The sequence below is a fragment of the Bacillus thuringiensis genome (genome assembly GCF_001455345.1).
Classification (GTDB): domain Bacteria; phylum Bacillota; class Bacilli; order Bacillales; family Bacillaceae_G; genus Bacillus_A; species Bacillus_A thuringiensis_N.
In genome coordinates this window covers 2,921,995-2,941,399 of the sequence record NZ_CP013274.1, presented here as the reverse complement: position 1 = coordinate 2,941,399, position 19,405 = coordinate 2,921,995, and the positions used below count along the sequence as shown (strand labels likewise).

The following is a 19,405-nucleotide window of genomic DNA, read 5'->3' as shown; positions in this document are numbered from 1 at the left end:
GTTTTATGGACAAAAAAGACTTTGAAAAAGTTTATAATGATTATTTACATCAAGGAGAAGAACAAGCTCAATTTGAAGTAGACCATGAAGGCAATTCAGGGGCAGAACAAATAGTTGCTGTTCGTAAAAATGATGACGGGGATTTAATAGCGTTTAAAACAAGTAGCGGGAGAGAGTTAGATTATATGACTGCTCTTAGTGAAGCAAAATCAGGGAAGTTAGCTCATGTGGACGTATTTCATAAGTATGGAAGAGATATTATACGTAGTGAACCTGATGGAATAAAAGAAAATAACTTAGATAATTTACCTGCATTTTAAACGGGTAAACCCCAAGAAGAGAATGTTCATTTGGATATTCTCTTCTCTTCTTTTCTTTCTCTACAAATAGACGGTTCATTTCTACAGTGCGATCATACTTTTAAAGAGCGCTCTAAATTTTTCTTTATCTTCTGCTGTAAATGGTTTCGGTCCCTTTGTACGTTTACCACTTTTTCGAACCATTGCACTTAAATATCGTGTTTGTAACAATTGTTCAATGTTATCATTCGTATACTTATAGCCTTTATGGTGTAGTACGATACAGCCTTTTGCTAAAGCGAGCGAAGCAAGACCGTAATCTTGCGTTACGATTAAATCCTCTTTTTTTGCTAACTGCATAATTCGGTAATCCGCAGCATCTGCTCCGGAATCAACATATATTGTTTCCACACCTTTTGGCTGTTCCGCATTAGAATAATGAGAAAAGCTAGTTACGAGGGTAACGGGAATTTCTGCCTTCTTAGCTTCAAAAATAATTACATCTTTTACAGGACAAGCATCTGCATCAACGTAAATTTTCATTGGTATCACTCCTATAAATAGGTTCGTGTTGATAATAATGGTAGATTTAGGTTTTGTCAAACGAGAAAACTTTAAATAATGTTATTTTTCACATACCAAAATAGCCTCACGTAAACGAGAAATACCTTCCTCAATTTGATCAATATTCACTTTTCCATAAGATAAACGTATATAACCATCTTTCGCGCCGAAAATACTACCTGGCATAAATGCTATTTCTTGTTTTAAGCTTTGCATAATAAGTTGTTTTTCGTTTATCGGTTCTTTTAATTTTCCCCATATGTATATACCACCAGTAGGATTGGAAAAAGAGATTTTATCATGAAGTTGCTCGTTTAGAGCGCGGACGATAACGTCTCTTTTTTCTGCTAGTTGTTTTCGTAACGGTACGATATGAGACTGAAATGGTACGGTTTCGAAAAATTGCTGCATAAGCCACTGTGGGAATATGCTCATACCTAATTCCATTTGGTGTCGTGCGTCAGATAATCGCTCAACTACAGACTGCGGAGCGACAAGCCAGCCAACTCGAAGACCTGGTGCAATCATCTTTGATAAAGAATGCACATAAATGACGGTTCCATTTTCATCAATCGATTTCAAAGTAGGGCAAGGTTGTTTCTTTTCTAACGTAAGTAAACTAGACGGATCATCTTCAACAATCGCAATTCGTAAGTCTGCACAAAGTGATAATAGTTTTTTTCTACGGTTTGGATGAAGCATTGTTCCCGTAGGATTTTGGAAGTTTGGATTTAAAAAGATCATTTTAATACGATGCTTTCTATATAATTCTTGCACATCGTCTGGATTAATGCCGTGTTCATCGACAGGTAACGGGAAAATACGAATACCTGCTGATTGGAATAACGGCAGGGAATAACAGTGCGATGGACTTTCAAAAGCGACGGCATCACCGGGATTTAATAAACATTGCACGATAAGGTGTAGTGCTTGTTGAGCGCCGGATGTAATCATAATGGATTGTTCAGTCGCCTCAACTTTTAAATATTCCTTCATATATTTTACGACCGCTTGTCTTAGCGGGAGATAGCCTTGCGGATGATCGTAACTTAATGAATGCGTTAACGGTTGTTCACGTAAAATCGTTTGTAGTTGATCGTGAGGATAAAGATTACAACCGAGTTCTCCATTAGCGAAATCTATAATATTTTCATTTTGTTGTACTTCCGCCCTAATATGGCGAAGTAACGGTAGATTTGGTAAGAAAGTACCACCTTCTACGAAATTTCTCCAGTTCGGCGTTAATGTTGGAGAAACGCCCCACATATGTGTACTCACACGTGTACCTTTACCAGTCGTACTTTCTACAATTCCCATAGCACGTAGCTCATTATAAGCAGTCGTTACTGTACTTCTGTTTACATTTAACTGTGTAGCTAATTTCCGTTCGGAAGGGAGGAAGCTACCTGGAGGAAGTTCTCCATATGTAATACGTTTTTCAATAAAGTCAACAACTTGCTGATAAATAGGGATTTTACTGTCACTATCTAGTTTCCATTCCATAAAAAACGCCTCCGTATCTCTTATATAAATCCAGTATAGCAAATTGGCTGGGTAAAAAAACAGCCAATTGGACGGTGTTATATCCAGCCAATTTTACTATGCTAAATATGGAAGGGGAGATTCGGATGAAAAGATGGCAAATGGAATGGCTCCTAGTATCAGTAGCATTAGTATGGGGAGCAAATTATACAATAGGAAAGTATGGTGTGGCATTTATGTCATCCATTCAATTTAATAGTTTACGATTTTTAGTAGCATCACCGGTATTATTACTTATTACTTTTATGATGGAACGCTCATTACGTATTGAAAGAAAAGATTGGTTACGATTAGTAGCAGTCGGTATCGTTGGAACGACAATGTATCAAACTATGTTTATGCTATCTGTGAAATATACTTCAGCAACGAACGCCTCATTATTAATTGCGATGTCACCTATATTTACAGGGATATTAGCAGTATTGCACAAACAAGAACGTTTTTCGATGAAAGTACAAATTGGTTCAATAGTAGCCTTTATTGGTGCAGCATTCGTTTTATTAACAGGGCATACGGGAGGAGCTACCTACGAGTATGCATGGCTTGGAAATGTAATTGGATTAGTCGCAGCAATTGCTTGGGGATGGTATCCAATTTTAGCACAACCTCTTATTAAGAAATACTCCGCAATGAGAGTTACATCTTGGTCTACTTTAATTGGAATTGTACCTCTCGTTATATACTGTTTATTCAACGTAAACACATTAACGTGGCCAGTAGATATGCCAAGCTGGGGATCTCTAGCATATTCAATCATTTTTGCGACCATCTTTGGGCTAGCAATGTGGTATGTTGGTATTAGTCAAATAGGTTCAACGAAAGTAATGGTTTATATGTATCTTGTGCCATTGTTCGCAGTTATTTTTGCGGCAGTAACAATAGGGGAGAAAATCAATATGATGCAACTCGTTGGCGGACTTATAATCTTTATCGGTTTATATGTTGTAAAAAAAGGCGGAATCAAAAAAACAGCTCTCAATTTGAAAAAAGTAAGTTAACAGTAAAAAAGGTCTCTTTCATATTGAAGGAGATCTTTTTTGTTTTCGTAATAAAAGAGCTTGTTCAACGGCCCATCTTTGATGATCGTGAATGAGAAGCTCTATAGCATGCAATGGAGACATCCACCTTAGAACATGATCCTCCTCACAGTTTTCAGTTTGTTTCTGCACCATGTTCGCAATATAAAAGAACCCATCATTTAAATAATATGTATCTTCCTTTTCCGCATAAAAATATCGCGCTGCATTACCAATATATTGTTCAATCTCAATTGCCCATCCTAATTCCTCTAGTAATTCACGATGTAAACATTCTTCTTTTGTTTCATTACCTTCCATACCACCACCAGGTAAAAAATAATGGTTTCCTTTTTGGATAGCAGCAATCTTTGAAGAAGAATTAAAAATAATCGCATAACAACTAGGTCGTAATACATATTGTTCAGTAGGCTTTTTATAACCAAAAGTAAGTTTAGACATCATAAAACACCTCATTTCTCTATAAAATACATAAAAGGAATATTAAGGTAAGTGCAGAATTATATAAGTATAATCTTATGAGATTGGAGTGATACCAAAATGATAAATCGAAAATGTTCAAGGTGTAAAGAGATAACAGGTACGATGCACGGTGGTAAAAAAATTAAGGAAGAATTTCTATGTGAAGATTGTTTGCAAAAAGGAATTGAGAGTGGAGAAATCGAATTATCACAAGTGGAAGAAAAGAAAGCTTCTTATCTTTCTATAAAGATATTGAAAATAATGAGTGTGATTTATTTAATAGGATCTATTTTAATGGCTTTTTCTGCTGGATCTCTTATACATGACCCAGGATTTGGGGAAGTATCAATTTCAGGATCAGGTGCAGTTGGTGTTATTATTATTGGATCCATATTCCAGTCTGTACTTGTATTTTGCGGTATTTGGGTATTCATCCTATTAGTAGAAATAGTCATTAAAATTTATGAAAAAATGAAGTGAGTGAGAGGGAGAAACGTATGCGAGTAAGAAACATCCAAGGGGAAGATTATGTAAAGATTCATTCTGTTTTAAATGATTGGTGGGGCGGGAGAGATATGGCTGCCATGTTACCAAAATTGTTTTTCGTTCACTTTCAAGAAACGAGTTTTATCATTGAAGAAGAGGGAGAAACGTTAGGTTTTTTATGCGGATTCTTTTCCCAAACGCATAAAGAGGAAGCGTACGTTCATTTTATCGGTGTAAATCCGAAGTATAGAAGAAGAGGAATTGCATCGACATTGTATTCGTATTTCTTTGATGTCGCACGTGCAAATAACCGTAAAGTTGTAAAAGCAATCACATCACCAGTTAATAAAAAATCGATACAGTTTCATAGGGAGATTGGCTTTCGAATTGAGGCTGGGGATGATGAGATAGAGGGTGTATCGGTACATACAAATTATGATGGGAACGGCGGTAGTAGAGTTTTATTTTTGAAACATGTGTAAAAGTAGGCTAGCGAATAGTTAGCCTTTTTGTTGTGAGGGGATAGAAGTATGGAGAATAAACAAAGTAGAAATGAGTATGTAAGACGCATACATACAGTTCAAGATTATATAGAATCTAACATAGATAGTTCACTATCCATTGAAGAGCTAGCCGATGTAGCAGGATTTTCGAAGTATCACTTTCATCGGATTTTTAAAGGAATAGTAGACGAGCCGTTATCTCGGTATGTGAATCGCTTGAAGCTAGAAAGGGCAACACATCTACTTACATATCGCACAGACATGACGATTACAGATATTGCGTATCACTTCGGTTTCACAGATTCAGCAGTTTTCTCCCGAACATTTAAAAGTCATTATGGTGTAAGTCCGTCTCAATATCGAAACGACAATAGCAAGAATTGCAAAGACGTAAGTGAAACTTCTCAATACAATGAATGTAAGAAGGTTCGAGGAGATATTGAAATTGTAACAGTGGACGATATAAATGTCGCATACATAAGACATATCGGTACATATGAAGAGTTAACTATAGCTTTTCCGAAAATGATAGAGAAACTACTTCGTTACGCAGCGCTGCAAAATTATCATGAATTTGAGGATACGAAAGTATTAACCATTTACCACGATCATCATGAATATACGGAGGACTATCATTTAAGAACAAGTTTATGTATAACAATTCCGAATGAGTCCGCAGTAGAACCGAGCGACATTGGAATAATGGTAATACCTTCTGGAAAGTATGCGGTAGGTCATTTTGAAATATTCGAAGATGACTATAAAGGAGCATGGGACTTTATATATGGTGAGTGGCTGCCAAATAGCGGATATAAACCGAGAGATTCGTATCCTTTTGAAGTATATAAAAATGATCCAAAGCAGCATCCAAAGCATAAACATATAGTTGATATATATGTACCAATCGAACCTTTTTAATTATAGGTTAAAGGGGAAGAAATAATGAAAACTGCTGAAAAGTTAGATCAGATTATACAAGAAGAATATAAAAATATGAATGGTATGTTAGTAGTGCAGAGAGGTAATGTTGTTTTTGAAAATTATTATAATGGTTACAGTCCAGATAATGCGTTTCATGTAGCATCAGTCACAAAAACGATTATTTCTGCGTTAATTGGGATATGTGTAGATAAAGGTTATATAAAAAGTGTTAATCAAAAGGTAATGGAATTTTTCCCGGAACATAACATTAAGTCATCTGAAATAACAGTACGACATCTATTGACAATGACAGATCCACATCCTTTCGTAGACTGGCAGGAACCGTTAGAAGAACTATGTACGCAACAAGATTGGGTACAGTATACGTTAGATAGGATAGGAAAAGGCGGAGAAATTGGGACTTTTAAGTATTCATCTGCAGGAGCCCATGTATTATCAGCAATTATTACGAGTGTAACAGGAAAAAGTGCGCGTGAATTTGCAAATGAGTACCTATTTCAACCACTCGGCATGAGCGAAATTCCAAACTATAATATGAAAGCATTTGGATTTGATGACTTATTCGGAAAAGATGTAAAAGGATGGGTTCACGATCCAAATGGTATTTCGACGGGCGGATGGGGTCTGACGTTAACAGTTAAAGATATGGCTAAGTTTGGACAGATGTATTTGAATGAAGGTATTCAGAATGGAAAACAAATACTATCAAAATTATGGATAAAAGAATCGACAGAAATGAACCAAAACCAATATGGTTACTTATGGTGGTTACGAGAAGAAGATGGAATCTTTTCATACTGTGCTATGGGAGATGGTGGGAATGTCATTTGTTGTATTCCAGAGAAGGAATTGGTTGTAGTAATTACTTCTGAAGTTATGCCGAATGCACGGGATAGATGGGAGTTAATTAAAGGATACATACTTCCTTATTTAAAAGATTAATATGGGTATTTTTATAAAAATAAGAATGAAAGGTTTAGTTAAACTTGTTTTGTTCTCCATGATAGAAAAAAGTGTGGTGTTAACAAAGTTATGTAACTAAGATTATAAAACTTCAACACCTATACGATTATTAAATAATTGCAAGGTGTTGAAGTACTTTTTAATCTATTAAGGCTGCTTTCAACTAAAAGAAGAAACATCTTTTTTCTTAGCTGTTTAACTATTTTTTAACTTTGTGAAGTATAAGATACATCGTGCCCAGCACAATTGCTAGTAAGGTAAATTTAATTAATTCTATTAGGCTGGCATCCCACTTGTTTTGTACTACATCTGTTAAATAAAATACATTAAACATACCATGTAAAATTGCTGGTGATATTACGGAACCACCATATTCCCTTGTGTACGTCAAAATGATAGATAATATAAATAATAAAGTAAGATAACTTAATATTCCTACAAACCAAAACTCATAGTTTTTATAAAAGATTGCTACTGGAATATGCCATAAAGACCAGAGAAAAGCTATAATAATAGCTGTTTGTTTGAATGAATATTTTTTTCGTAAATAGTAATGAAAATTCCCACGCCATATAATCTCTTCTAATAATGCAGATAAAAATCCGACTGTAAGACCAACGAGCAAGAGAAATCCTAATTCATTCCAATGATGATATAAGAACTTTATATCATAATTATAAAAATAGAAATGGAGACATAGTCCTAGAAGTAGTGGCAATAATATGGAGAAAATTAGTGTTTTTATTTTGGGACGTGAAAATCCAAATGTGTGAACTAAGTTTTGTTTCTTAAATAATTTTTGAAATAAAATAACAGCTAAAAGTGGAACAACCATGGTAAACCCCAAATAATTACGACCATTTTCTATGTTCAGCAAGATGATATATACAAGTGATGTGAGAAAATAAATACATAATGTTGAATGATAAACTATGTGTTTATTAATATTTTTCACCTGCCTAAGTATGTATAAGTGGTTAATCGAATATCCGATATTTTAATTATATATGAAATGGAAATCGACAGAATGAATATTTCTATATTATTGTTTTTAACATAGAAAAAGTGTCGAAATTACATATATTGAACTTGTAGAAAAAATTAAGCTTTCCCCGTAACTTTCCACAACAAAAAATCGTTTAACAAAAGAAAGGATTTTCAATCACGAATGGGGGAGAACTATGAAGATATTAATTCTAGGTGGTACACGATTTTTAGGAAGAGCTTTTGTAGAAGTGGCTTTGAACAGAGGGCATGAAGTTACATTATTTAACCGCGGAACAAACAAAGAAATTTTTCCAGAAGTGGAGCAGTTAATCGGTGACAGAAATGGTGATGTATCAAGTTTAGAAAATCGAAAATGGGATGTTGTCGTGGATACGTGTGGGTTTTCTCCACATCACATTCGGAATATTGGAGATGTCTTAAAAGATAATATAAAACATTATATATTCATCTCTAGCCTTTCCGTATATAAAGATTGGATTCCGCATGACATAAAAGAAGACTATATATTACAATCTGAACCGACGGAAGAACAAATAAAGGCTGTAGAGAATGGTGAAATATATCCTTATGAGCATTATGGTGCGCTGAAAGTATTATGTGAAAAAGAAGCAGAGAAGTATTGGCCGGGGCGTGTATTACACGTAAGAGCAGGACTTCTTTTAGGAATGTTTGATTATACAGATCGACTTCCATACTGGATTCAGCGTGTAGCAAAAGGAGGAAAAGTGTTAGTTCCAGGAAGAAAAAAACGTCCAGTGCAGATAGTTGATATAAAAGATGTTGCATACTTTGGACTCAACATGGCAGAAAACAATAAAGCAGGTATATTCAATGTAACAGGTCCGAATGATGAATTGACGATGGATGAACTATTAAATACGTGTAAAAAGGTTACGAATAGCGATGCTGAATTTGTTTGGGTAGACGAATCGTTTATGAGTGAACATAATGTGCAGCCTTGGACAGAAATGCCTTTATGGATTCCAGAAACTTTTCCGTTAGATGGTGAAACGGAGCCGTGGAAAGGTGGGTTTTCTATAAGTATTTATAGTGCTATTAAAGCAGGACTTACTTTTAGAAGGTTAGAACATACTGTTGCAGACGTATATACGTGGATGAAGCGGATGGAAGATAGGGAATTAAAAGCAGGTATTTCAGTTGAAAAGGAGAGAGTATTATTAGAGAAGTGGTATAAAGAAGGGTAAACTAGTAGGGTATTTTTAGAATGATTTGATTTTAAGGGATGGTATCATTTATTTTATATATTCTATATTCTATTAATTTCTAAATTTAGTAGTTATTATGACTAGAAAAGCGCACACTTTTCCATAGCGAAAGTGTGCACTTTTCTTTATTTATATTGTGATGGTGAAATATGGTCTAGCCATAATATGCCATCGTACTGTTCAATCGGCTTCAAAATTTCTTCGAATTTTTGAAGACCCCAGTGTCTTGCGGTAGTAGGGGTAAACATCCAAGATGTTTCAGGACGATTGCTTTCTCCTTTTAAATCAACAAATACATTAGGATTTTGAGATGTTCTTAATATATTCTCGATACTTTGTTCAGCGTGGTCTGTATCTATAGTGACTATTTTATTAAGATTACTACTATCCCAACTCTTTCCGCTATATGAATATACGCCAATTGTGTACATTTGATCTTTTATCCGTTGAGGTAAATAATCAATCATATTCGGTGCTTTAAAATTGTATTGTTGGGATTTAGTCCAATCAAGTATCATTTTTGAATTTTGTTTTCGGATATGATAGTTATGTCCCCATACAATGATTTTTTTATTTTTGTATTGAATATCACTTAACCATGCTAAAGCTTGTCCCATCTTTTGATCTCGAATATAAAATGATAGATCTGTAGGTTTAAAGTTTGTTGGATAAATAAGGTTTTTTTCTTTTACAGTAGCATCTTGGAGTGTTTTAATTGTATCAATGCGTATACTGATAGTCTTTTCTAACAGATTTACATCGTATGTATTTGATGGGGCTATCTTATTTAATTCGGCTTTATGTTGTTGAACAAACGTTTTAATTTTTTCATATTTGGCTATTACTTGTTGAACTTCCGCTTTATATTGTTCGTATGAGTACTGATTATCTTTAGATTCAATTTTTTCATCAATATTGAGTAATTCTGTATGAGCCTTTTCTATATCATTAGCAATTTCAGGATTAATTTTTTCTAACCATTCTTTTGCAAACTCAGGGAAATAAGAATACCACCTGAATTGAGCATCAAACCCTGTTAATATAAGAGGTGTTCCTTTTTCTTTTTGATCTTTTATATATTGAAATAGCTCTAAAATTTCTTCAGTATGCCAAACACCGTATAAAGATTTTTTCATGGCCTGCAAAGCAGTTAATTGGTCGAGGTTTTGATTTACAGCATTTGCCTCCGCAAATCCTGTTTCAAATGCAATAACATCATATCCCATCTCTTCATGTAAATACTTAATCATACGTACTTTTGATTGGTTTATTTCCTTAGCTCCATGTGTACTTTCACCAAGTAGAACAATTCGTTCATCCTTTACTTTTTCTTTTAAAAAGGATAAATCTTCATTTGTTTGTGCATTTGGTTCGTCCAACTTTTGTGCATTTTCCTTTATCCACTCTTCCCATTTTGGCTGATCTTTCGGTTTCTCTTCAGCAGAAATCACAGATGTAAATGTAGTAAAAGCAACAAGAGAAGTAATCATTCCTATTTTCCATTTAGTAAACACATATTTCCCCCCATGAAACAATTTTGTTATTTAATACGGTAGATGTATCCAAATATATACTTTTATTCCATGTATTTATATTAATTGATAAAAACAAAAGAAACAATATAAAAATTAAGAATATTCAACCTGTTATTATACGATGAAGATTATTATTTTTATTCATTACAACGAGTTAGTTAACAAAAACTAATGAATCAATAGTTAGAATAGTGTTTTTTATCTAAAAATATTGAAAGGCATTAGTGGATTTAGTAATCTTAATTTATAAATAATAGTGTGCAATTAGGTAAAATGCTTGTGAAAATAGTTTTTTATTGTACATACTTGCAATTACAATTGTTTTATCTCTTAATCCAAAACTATATAAAGGTGGTAAAAAATAGTGGATCTTACGTTTGAAGTTGAGGAAACATGTTTTAATTACCGAGTCGGAGCAATTTGTAAATACGATAATAAAATACTCATTCTGCAAGGTGACGGTGAAGATTTTTGGTATGTACCCGGCGGAAGAGTGAAAATGCTAGAGAATAGTGAAGATGCATTAAAACGAGAGCTTGCGGAAGAGATAGGTGTTCCTATTAAAAGGAAAAGGTTAATATGGTCAGTAGAAAATTTCTTTACACTTTCTGAGCGAAAGTTTCATGAGATTAGTTTTTATTATGAAGTAGAGCTACATGAATTACCTGCAAATGGAGCGGATCAATATATTTTGGAAGAAGAGGGGAGAACGTATTTGTTTAAGTGGGTGCCGGTAGAAGAGTTACATGCATATAATTTACAGCCTGCATTTATAAAAGAGAAAGTAAAGGATATAGCAGTACATACAGAACATATCGTTTTACAAAAATAAACGTATTCGGAGGGAAAAAGGGTGAAGGGGACTAAAAAAGAGGTACATATAAATGACAAAGTAATTCGTTACACACATATCGAAAAAGGTTCTAGTACGGTTTGCTTTATGTTTTCAGGTTCAGGATACAATTACGATAAGCCGTTATTTTATTACGCGACGATGCTTATGCTTGAACATAAAATTGATGTTGTACATATTCATTACTCTTACGACGAACAGGTAATGAATAAACCAATAGAAGAACTAACGAAAGTAATGATGGATGATATTTATCCTATAATGAATGAAGTATTAAAAGGTGAGCAATACAACGAGACTTTGTTTTTAGGGAAGTCACTCGGAACGATTCCGATTGCAAATGATGTAATGAAGAGAGAAGAGTTTTTACAGTCAAAAATGATACTACTTACACCTTTACTAACATTTGAATCTATTTTCGACTCCATTTTACATAGTCAACACGAAGGGCTTTTAGTTATTGGGGATAAAGATCATCAATATAATGCAGATCAAGTTAAGCAGTTATATAAAACGAATTTAACAATCGATGTTATCAAAAATGCAAATCATTCTGTAAATGTGGGAGGATATGAAACAGGTAATTCAATTGAAGCGATAGCAAATATAATGAGAAAACTGAAAGAAACAATAAGCACAATTAAAGTTGAATTATAATTGTTCTGATACATACAAAAAGAGGTGCTTCATGCACCTCTTTTTATGTTGGAATTAACGAAACTCTGTATGACGAAATGTTTCTTTTCCTTCTAATAGAGTCAGTAAAATTCTCGTTTTATGAATATCATGTTTTGGAATTTTAAATAAGTTTTTGTCTAATACAACGATGTCTGCTTTTTTGCCGACTTTAATAGATCCAGTTTCTTTCTCTAAAAAATTGGCGTAGGCTCCATTTATAGTATAAGTCTTAATCATTTCTGCTAAACTTACTTTTTCTTTTGGGTTTAAAGCGTTTTGTGAATTTGTATCTTGTAAACTTGTACGAGTAATCCCCATTTGAATGCCAGCTAGAGGGGAGAAGTATGGTCCTTGTGTAATGGGATAATCACTAGAAGAAGCCATAACAACACCTTTATTTATGAAACTTCGCATAGGATATTGTTCATTTGCACGCTCTTCTCCTAATAATTCGACAGCTTGTGCAAAATATTCTCCGTCTTTAAGAAACCACGTTGGTTGCGGAACACCAATGACACCTAAATCTTTAAAACGATTTATATCATTTTCTTTTACTAATTGTAGATGTGTAATTTTATGGCGACTATCTCGTTTTCCGTTTTGTTCTTGAGCGATAGCTAATGTATTTAATGTTTCTGTAGTGGCAGCATCACCGATAGAGTGGATATGAACTTGGAATTTCTCTTTGTCTAATGTTTGAACCATTTGTTCAAATGCTGTTTTCTCCCAAACAGGAACGCCGTAATAGTTTGGTTTATTGTTATACGGTTCATGTAAGTAGGCAGTTCCGCCTTCAAGTACACCATCCATAAATAACTTGACCGTATTCATTTTTACAAGTGGGCCTTGTAATTTAGCACGCTGTTCTTTTACATAAGGAATACGCTCCTGACCTTCACTTGGTTGTATCGTTAATGCAAGATTATGTCTAATAGATAATGCTTGTTCTTTCTCGAGCATTGTTAGTGCTTCAATGACGGTATCTTGCTGCGGAACAACGACATCATTTACTTGTGTATATCCATTGCTCGCTGCGAGCTGTTGAAATGTTTTTAAACCTTCTTTATACTGTTCCGTATTGTACTTTGGCAGTTTATCTAAAACAAGATTCGTTGCAGTATCACGAAGCGTACCGGACGGTTCACCGTTTTCATTTCGTTCAATTACGCCACCGTTAGGGTTTGGAGTATCTTTTGTAATTTCAGCGATCTCAAGTGCTTTCGAGTTTGCCCAAACGGAATGATAATCCTCGGAAATTAAAGCGACAGGAATGTCTTTCACAACAGCATCTAATAAATCTTTTGTCGGACCAGATGATGAGAAGAGGGTATTGCTCCAACCAGCTCCATGAATAACTTTGACATCACTATGTTCTTTCCTGTATTGTTCAACTGCCTGAACATATTCATCAACTGTTCTAGCGTTTACTAAGTCAACAGAATAAAGAGAGTTTACAGTTTCGGAAGCATGAAGGTGGCTATCAACAAAGCCTGGAAGTAACATTTTTCCCTTTAAATCAATGATCTTTGTATTCTTATTCTTGTATTTTTTTGCATCTTTCGTATTACCTACATAAATAATCTCCCCATTTTTAATCGCAACAGCTTCTGCCCAAGGTTGCTTTGCTTCTACTGTATAGACATTTCCGTTAATAAAAATGGTGTCTGCTAGTTTTGAAGTGTCTTTTTTCGCCGGTTCAAATCCTACTAACATAAAAAGCATAGTGAGACTAATGAAAATAGAAATAAACTTTTTCATTGTATCAACCCCAATTCTTTATTATTTGATTTTGATTCGCTACTTTTATTACAGAAGTTCGATAGACGGAAATTCAAATCCTATGAAGCGAAGTCCGCTATTTATAGGAATATTACTTTTCGTTTTCCTATAAATAGCGGATAACATTTTTCAAAAGTAATGATTACAATTTAAATACGGAAAATTCAGAAAAGTTTTTAGAAAATTGGAAAGGGATAATTGAAAGCGTTTACTAGTTTTGGAGGCCATGAAAAAAATCCCCATATAAGGAGGCTATTAAGATGAAATCGATTAACCCAATGAATGTGATAGATGAGAGTCGTATTCATTCCATGCACCTTTGGTTAATATTTTGGCTATTTATCGTAATTGCATTTGATGGATATGATGTTGTTATTTATGGAGCAGCAGTACCGTCGCTCATTAAAGAGTGGGGGATATCGGATGTTACAGCAGGGGCAATTGGTAGTTATACAGTTATTGGAACAGCGGTTGGTGCTATTTTCTTCGGTTTATTAGCTGATAAAATTGGTCGTAAAAATATTATACTACTAACTACAATCATATTTAGTTTATTTACATTTTTATCTGGTTTTGCGAACGATCCTGTTACATTTACAATCTTCCGTGTCATCGCTGGTATTGGGCTTGGTGGAGTGATGCCGAATGTAATTGCTATAGCAACTGAATTCTCACCGAAACGAGTTCGAACTGGTATTGTATCATTTATTTTTTGCGGATATTCGGTGGGAGCAATGGCAGCAGCACTTACAAGTCGATCACTTCTCATGACAGCAGGATGGAAACCAGTCTTTTGGTTAGCGGGACTTCCTTTATTGTTTCTTCCGTTTTTAATGAAAAGTATTCCAGAGTCTGTTGGTTTCCTTCTAGGGAAAGGAAAAATAGACGAAGCTAAAAAAGTAATAGCGAAAGTAAATCCGAAATTAAGTGAAGATGCGACAATTGAATTTATAAAACCACCAACGCAAGAAGCTGGTTCTCCTGTTGTTAAATTATTTGAGGAAAAACGCGCAGTAAGTACGATTATGTTTTGGATTTCATGTTTTAGTGCTTTCGTGCTCATTTACTCTATGAATACTTGGTTACCAAGACTTATGATGCAATCAGGGTACGATCTGAAATCAAGTCTTTCATTTACAGCTGTCATGCAAATTGGCGCTATCGTTGGGACACTTATATTCGGTCCAATCGTGGATAAAGTTGGATTCAAAAAGGTACTTGTTCCATTATTTTTCTGTGGAGCGATTGCGTTATCCCTAATTGGATTTGCGAATAACATGTTTGTTGGATTTTTGTTAATTTCTATAATTGGTGCTTCTTCAGTCGGACTACAAAATATGTCAAATGCATTTGTTTCTCAATACTATCCTGGCAATATGCGATCAACGGCGGTTGGAAGTACAATGGCGTTTGGGCGCCTTGGAGGTGTGGTCGCTCCGACTTTTGTAGGGGTACTACTTTCTATGCATTTTTTACCGCAATATAACTTTGCGGCTATTGCGAGTGCTGCTGTAATTGGTGGTATAGCAATGCTATTTGTGAAAGAAGAACATGGAATGTATTATAAAGAGAAAAAAGAGATTGTAAGCGGAGGTAGCAACGTAACTACAGCAAAATAATGTAAGAAGAATCCCGGAGATACATTTCTTCGGGATTTCAAAATGTTTGCTAAATAATTTAAATATTTAGTTTTATTTTATGCAACGCTTCTTATACAATAGATAGAAAAGATGAAGTGGGGGATGGGGCATGTCTGGTAATAAGAGAGAGAGGTTAATGAAAAGAATAGAATATCATTTGCGAAATACATCACGTCAGCTTATTAAAATCGATACGGAAGAAGAAGCACTTCAGTATTTAACTCATTCCTTTTGCTCAGAATTACATTGTAATTTCGTAGCTGTTATTTTTAATGAAGGAGGACAATTTTTGCCAAAGGCTTGGAGCGGGAATTTAACTTCTTTAGCTTCTGCATTTCCTCTTCATTCTGATGAATGTTCATCAAGACTCCAATATCAAAGCATAACGGATCAAACAGCAGATTCACCAGAAGTGTGCCTACTTGCGGAAACGTTGAACCGTGCTGGTGTGGAAACTTGGTTTACTGTCCCATTAAAAGATGACATACAGCATTTTGGTTTTTGTGTTGTTGCATTTTCAAGGTATGTCCCACTTTTAGATATGGAAATATCATTTGAAGAGTTTGGAAGAGATATAGCCGTGGCAATAGCTGTGGCTAGACAAAAAGAATCGCAGTTGAAAAAGATTGAAGGTTTTGGATGGATTAGTAAAAACTTATCGCTAGATGTTCCGTTAGAAAAGCATATATATGAGGTAACTTCTAAAGCAGGAATGGAAACAAATGCTCAGTTTTCATGTGTTTATCTGTATAACGAAGATGAAAATTGTTTTGTTTTTCAACCACCATCATATGGGGAAATGAAGTACCCATTCAAAATTATGGTTGAAGATAAATATGTACTAAAAGAGCACTTTCCATTTTTTGAAACGGTTGGTGGTGAACAGTTTACAGCTCCAATCATTATTGATATGAAACCGATTGGCGTTTTACATGTTGAAAAGGAATGTGAAGGGCTATTTACGGAAGCAGATGCAAAATCACTTGAAATGATAGCGAATCACTTGGCCACTATACTTGATAATGCAAGATTATATAATGGTGAGAAAGAGCATAAACAACGACTTCATTTCCTATTAGATTATCAGCAGGCTTTATTAAAAGAAACGGTCGATGATAATAATTTTGAAGGTATTACAACAATGCTTGGTAGTCTGTTTCAAGATACGGTGTTTATTTTCGATAGATTTATGCAACCAATAGCCTTTCATGATGAAAAGGATATTCGTTTAGCAGAACATTTAGCTGATTTAGCAAGAGAAGAACGTAAAAATCAAAGAATGAATGATACGTTCCAAATTACTGATCCAAATCATATTGATTATTGTTTTTCATTTTGGATTATAAATGGGGGCGGTAATTTCTTAGGATATTTAGCAGTACGAAGAATGAATGGAGGGATGGATGAATTTGATCAACTAACAGTAGATTTAGCCCGAAATATATGTTCCATCCAGTTTATTAAACAAAAGCTCGTACTGGATACGAAAGAACAAATGAAAGATAGCTTTATTAGTAAATTACTCACTGAAAAAATTGAAGATCGAGATAATATTTTGCAATATGCCAACTTGTATCAATGGAATCTTTTCAAAAAACATCGAGTAGCCGTATTATCTATATCGCTTGATGAAAAAGAATTAAAAAAAGGGAATTTACTCGAACAACAAGCGAAAAAGTCACTTATTTGGGACTTAATTAAGACCCGTCTTCCGGAACTAGGGACAGGCATTTTAGCAGTATCTCATAATGATGAGCAACTTTTAATTGTTCCTATTGAAGATCAGAAGAAGAGAGCCGATACGTTTTGGGAATCAATGTTTCATAGCATTCAAAAATGGATACACGCATCACCTATTGGTTGTCATGTATTATTAGGGATTGGTGGCGTTACAAAACAATTAGAAGACTACTATATTAGTTACCAGCAAGCCGTGCAGGCTCTAAATATTTTAGATAGTCGCTTCCGAAAAAAAGGGTATGCGCTATTTGAAGATTTAGGTTCGTACGCTATTTTACATCATTTAAATCATTCAACAGCTGTAGAACTTTTTGTTAAGAAACAAATTGGTCCGCTCCTTGCCTATTCAGAAGGAAAAAATATTGATTTATATTATACATTACATGTATTCTTACAAAACAATGGAAATGTAAAAAGCGCCGCAGAAGAACTCTTTATTCATCGAAGTTCTCTTCTGTACAGGCTCGAAAAGATTGAATCACTCATTTCAGTTGATTTAAATGATGCTGAAGCGAGATTTAATTTAATGATGGCGTTAAAGCTTTATGATATGCATGGGGAAGTAGTAGGAGAATTGAAGTCAATATTTTAGTTTGAATTTGATAAAAAGAGGTTTGTATTCATACGAAATCTCTTTTTATTTTGTATATAATTGTTTTTCAAAACTTGTTACACTATAAAGGTATGAAAAGGAATTATAGAGTTGAAGGTGATAGGTATGAAGAAATACAAAATAGGAGAAGTAGGAAAGGAATTTGGAGTTTCAATAGATGCTTTACGATTTTATGAAAAGAAAGGATTCCTAAAACCACAAAAAGATAAAGATAATGGTTTTAGATTTTATACATATGAAGATTTTGGTGTATTTTTAGCCATTAGGAATTTCCGGCAAATGGGATTTCATGTGAAAGAAATTGGAGCAGTTTTTAATGGTTTAGAATTCGATGACATCATAAATAAGTGTAATGAAAAAATAACTGAAAAAAATGAAGCGATAAAACAGTTAGAATTAGAAACAAAACAAATAAATGAATTTATTTGTTTATTAAAAGAATACAAGCAAGAAGATAAGCAATGGGTGATAAAGCCAGCCGGCACTTATTATTTTCTCAAACATGTTCATTTAAATGATGGAGCGCTATGTGTAAATCCTCTATTAAAAGAATGGTTAAATTTCTTGCCAACTGTTTCAACAGCTTTGTGTATTCCACTTGAAGAATATAAAGTAAAAAATATAGATAATAGTTATTGGGTAATGGCTATATCTGAATTAAAGATGAAAGAGTGCCAATTACCTATAGATGATTCAGTTTTTCAAATAGAAATGGGAGAGTGCTTGCATTACTTATATGAAAAAGATGTGAATGAACCGTTATCATCCCTAATTTTAGACGAAGCATTTCATATTATGGAGAGTCATGGCTACGTACTAAACGGAGACATTTTGTGTCGATATGTTTGTGAAACAAAGAGTGAAGAAAAAACAATTGATCATTATGTTATTATGATTCCTATCATTAAATCAAAAAGTGAAGTCATACATACAGAAGGATAGTAAAGAGCATTTAATTGGAGACCATGTCTAACAATTAAATGCTCTTTTTATGTTTTAATATGCTATAAATTCAATTTATCACGTAAGATCTTGGTTCCATCTCCTACTAATTAGTAGGAGATGGACACCCTCATCAATTAAAGTTTTACTTTATAAAAAATATATGAATAAAGATATTGACCCTAGTCTTAGACCATAGTTTATATTGAAACCATAAAGAAAGCGTTTGCATCTGTAAGGATATGCAAATCGCTTCAGAAAAATATTGGAGGTTGTAAATGATGAGAAATATTGTACTTTTATGTAACGCAGGTATGTCTACAAGTATGTTAATGAACAAAATGAGAGGGTATGCACAATCAGCAGGTTATAACTGTGAAATTAATGCTTATGCATTAACGGAAGCAACAAATGTTGGTCCAGCAGCTGATGTGATTTTATTAGGACCACAAGTTAGATATGCATTAAACAATGTGAAAAAACAATTGCCAGAAAAGCATATTGAAGTAATTGATATGGCAGCTTACGGCATGTTAGATGGAAAAAAAGTAATTGAGCGAGTGAAAACTATTTTAGGAGACTAAAAGTTTATA

The 19,405-nt window shown here is 34.1% G+C and carries 19 protein-coding genes; 13 read left to right on the top strand and 6 right to left on the bottom strand.

Annotated features, from left to right (window positions below; genetic code table 11):
- Positions 1-5 precede the first annotated feature (5 nt).
- Positions 6-320, top strand: a complete 315-nt coding sequence (locus ATN06_RS15380) for a DUF3892 domain-containing protein (RefSeq protein ID WP_060631374.1) — start codon at positions 6-8, stop codon at positions 318-320.
- Positions 321-401: 81 nt separating this feature from the next.
- On the opposite strand, the gene ATN06_RS15375 is transcribed toward ATN06_RS15380, so the two are convergent.
- Both ATN06_RS15375 and ATN06_RS15370 read right to left on the bottom strand, forming a co-directional pair.
- Positions 402-842: a YaiI/YqxD family protein gene (locus ATN06_RS15375; protein WP_060631373.1), complete on the bottom strand. Its 441-nt coding sequence runs from the start codon at positions 840-842 to the stop codon at positions 402-404.
- Positions 843-923: 81 nt separating this feature from the next.
- Positions 924-2,366 (bottom strand): MocR-like pyridoxine biosynthesis transcription factor PdxR, encoded by a 1,443-nt coding sequence (locus ATN06_RS15370; RefSeq protein ID WP_000454935.1) that lies wholly within the window; start codon positions 2,364-2,366, stop codon positions 924-926.
- Positions 2,367-2,491: 125 nt separating this feature from the next.
- Here ATN06_RS15370 and ATN06_RS15365 point away from each other — a divergent pair, with 125 nt between their 5' ends.
- The gene (locus ATN06_RS15365) at positions 2,492-3,403 is read left to right on the top strand and encodes a DMT family transporter (protein WP_060631372.1); all 912 of its coding nucleotides are present in this window, start codon (positions 2,492-2,494) and stop codon (positions 3,401-3,403) included.
- Positions 3,404-3,421: 18 nt separating this feature from the next.
- On the opposite strand, the gene ATN06_RS15360 is transcribed toward ATN06_RS15365, so the two are convergent.
- Positions 3,422-3,886 carry an NUDIX hydrolase gene (locus ATN06_RS15360; RefSeq protein WP_060631371.1) on the bottom strand — a complete coding sequence of 155 codons (465 nt, stop codon included), beginning with the start codon at positions 3,884-3,886 and terminating at the stop codon, positions 3,422-3,424.
- Positions 3,887-3,982: 96 nt separating this feature from the next.
- Between ATN06_RS15360 and ATN06_RS15355 the strand changes: the two genes are divergently transcribed.
- From ATN06_RS15355 to ATN06_RS15340, 4 genes are read left to right on the top strand one after another with little or no spacing between them, the layout of a single operon-like run.
- Positions 3,983-4,384 (top strand): DUF3980 domain-containing protein, encoded by a 402-nt coding sequence (locus ATN06_RS15355; protein WP_060631370.1) that lies wholly within the window; start codon positions 3,983-3,985, stop codon positions 4,382-4,384.
- Positions 4,385-4,401: 17 nt separating this feature from the next.
- Positions 4,402-4,872 carry a GNAT family N-acetyltransferase gene (locus ATN06_RS15350; protein ID WP_060631369.1) on the top strand — a complete coding sequence of 157 codons (471 nt, stop codon included), beginning with the start codon at positions 4,402-4,404 and terminating at the stop codon, positions 4,870-4,872.
- 48 nt (positions 4,873-4,920) lie between these two features.
- Positions 4,921-5,811 (top strand): AraC family transcriptional regulator, encoded by an 891-nt coding sequence (locus ATN06_RS15345; protein ID WP_060631368.1) that lies wholly within the window; start codon positions 4,921-4,923, stop codon positions 5,809-5,811.
- A gap of 24 nt (positions 5,812-5,835) precedes the next feature.
- Positions 5,836-6,777 (top strand): serine hydrolase domain-containing protein, encoded by a 942-nt coding sequence (locus tag ATN06_RS15340; RefSeq protein ID WP_060631367.1) that lies wholly within the window; start codon positions 5,836-5,838, stop codon positions 6,775-6,777.
- A gap of 220 nt (positions 6,778-6,997) precedes the next feature.
- On the opposite strand, the gene ATN06_RS15335 is transcribed toward ATN06_RS15340, so the two are convergent.
- Complete coding sequence (locus ATN06_RS15335) at positions 6,998-7,753, bottom strand: CPBP family intramembrane glutamic endopeptidase (protein ID WP_088116021.1); 756 nt, start codon at positions 7,751-7,753, stop codon at positions 6,998-7,000.
- 226 nt (positions 7,754-7,979) lie between these two features.
- Here ATN06_RS15335 and ATN06_RS15330 point away from each other — a divergent pair, with 226 nt between their 5' ends.
- The gene (locus ATN06_RS15330; protein ID WP_060631365.1) at positions 7,980-9,011 is read left to right on the top strand and encodes an SDR family oxidoreductase; all 1,032 of its coding nucleotides are present in this window, start codon (positions 7,980-7,982) and stop codon (positions 9,009-9,011) included.
- Positions 9,012-9,157: 146 nt separating this feature from the next.
- On the opposite strand, the gene ATN06_RS15325 is transcribed toward ATN06_RS15330, so the two are convergent.
- Positions 9,158-10,546: an erythromycin esterase family protein gene (locus tag ATN06_RS15325; RefSeq protein ID WP_060631364.1), complete on the bottom strand. Its 1,389-nt coding sequence runs from the start codon at positions 10,544-10,546 to the stop codon at positions 9,158-9,160.
- A 385-nt stretch (positions 10,547-10,931) separates the two neighbouring features.
- On the opposite strand from ATN06_RS15325, the gene ATN06_RS15320 reads away from it, so the two are divergent.
- Together ATN06_RS15320 and ATN06_RS15315 are read left to right on the top strand one after the other, a co-directional pair.
- Positions 10,932-11,399, top strand: coding sequence for an NUDIX hydrolase (locus ATN06_RS15320; protein WP_060631363.1), 468 nt, complete (start codon positions 10,932-10,934; stop codon positions 11,397-11,399).
- A 21-nt stretch (positions 11,400-11,420) separates the two neighbouring features.
- Positions 11,421-12,077 (top strand): hypothetical protein, encoded by a 657-nt coding sequence (locus ATN06_RS15315; RefSeq protein ID WP_060631362.1) that lies wholly within the window; start codon positions 11,421-11,423, stop codon positions 12,075-12,077.
- 54 nt (positions 12,078-12,131) lie between these two features.
- Here the strand turns inward: ATN06_RS15315 and ATN06_RS15310 are convergent, their stop codons facing one another.
- Complete coding sequence (locus ATN06_RS15310) at positions 12,132-13,856, bottom strand: amidohydrolase (protein WP_060631361.1); 1,725 nt, start codon at positions 13,854-13,856, stop codon at positions 12,132-12,134.
- 281 nt (positions 13,857-14,137) lie between these two features.
- On the opposite strand from ATN06_RS15310, the gene ATN06_RS15305 reads away from it, so the two are divergent.
- The 4 genes from ATN06_RS15305 (at position 14,138) to ATN06_RS15290 (ending at position 19,396) form a co-directional block, all read left to right on the top strand.
- Positions 14,138-15,496 carry an MFS transporter gene (locus tag ATN06_RS15305; protein WP_060631360.1) on the top strand — a complete coding sequence of 453 codons (1,359 nt, stop codon included), beginning with the start codon at positions 14,138-14,140 and terminating at the stop codon, positions 15,494-15,496.
- Between the two features lie 130 nt (positions 15,497-15,626).
- The gene (locus tag ATN06_RS15300; RefSeq protein WP_060631359.1) at positions 15,627-17,849 is read left to right on the top strand and encodes a helix-turn-helix domain-containing protein; all 2,223 of its coding nucleotides are present in this window, start codon (positions 15,627-15,629) and stop codon (positions 17,847-17,849) included.
- 126 nt (positions 17,850-17,975) lie between these two features.
- Complete coding sequence (locus ATN06_RS15295) at positions 17,976-18,812, top strand: MerR family transcriptional regulator (RefSeq protein WP_060631358.1); 837 nt, start codon at positions 17,976-17,978, stop codon at positions 18,810-18,812.
- A gap of 281 nt (positions 18,813-19,093) precedes the next feature.
- Entirely contained in the window at positions 19,094-19,396 is a 303-nt protein-coding gene (locus tag ATN06_RS15290) for a PTS sugar transporter subunit IIB (protein WP_060633146.1), read from the top strand.
- The last annotated feature ends 9 nt before the right edge of the window (positions 19,397-19,405 follow it).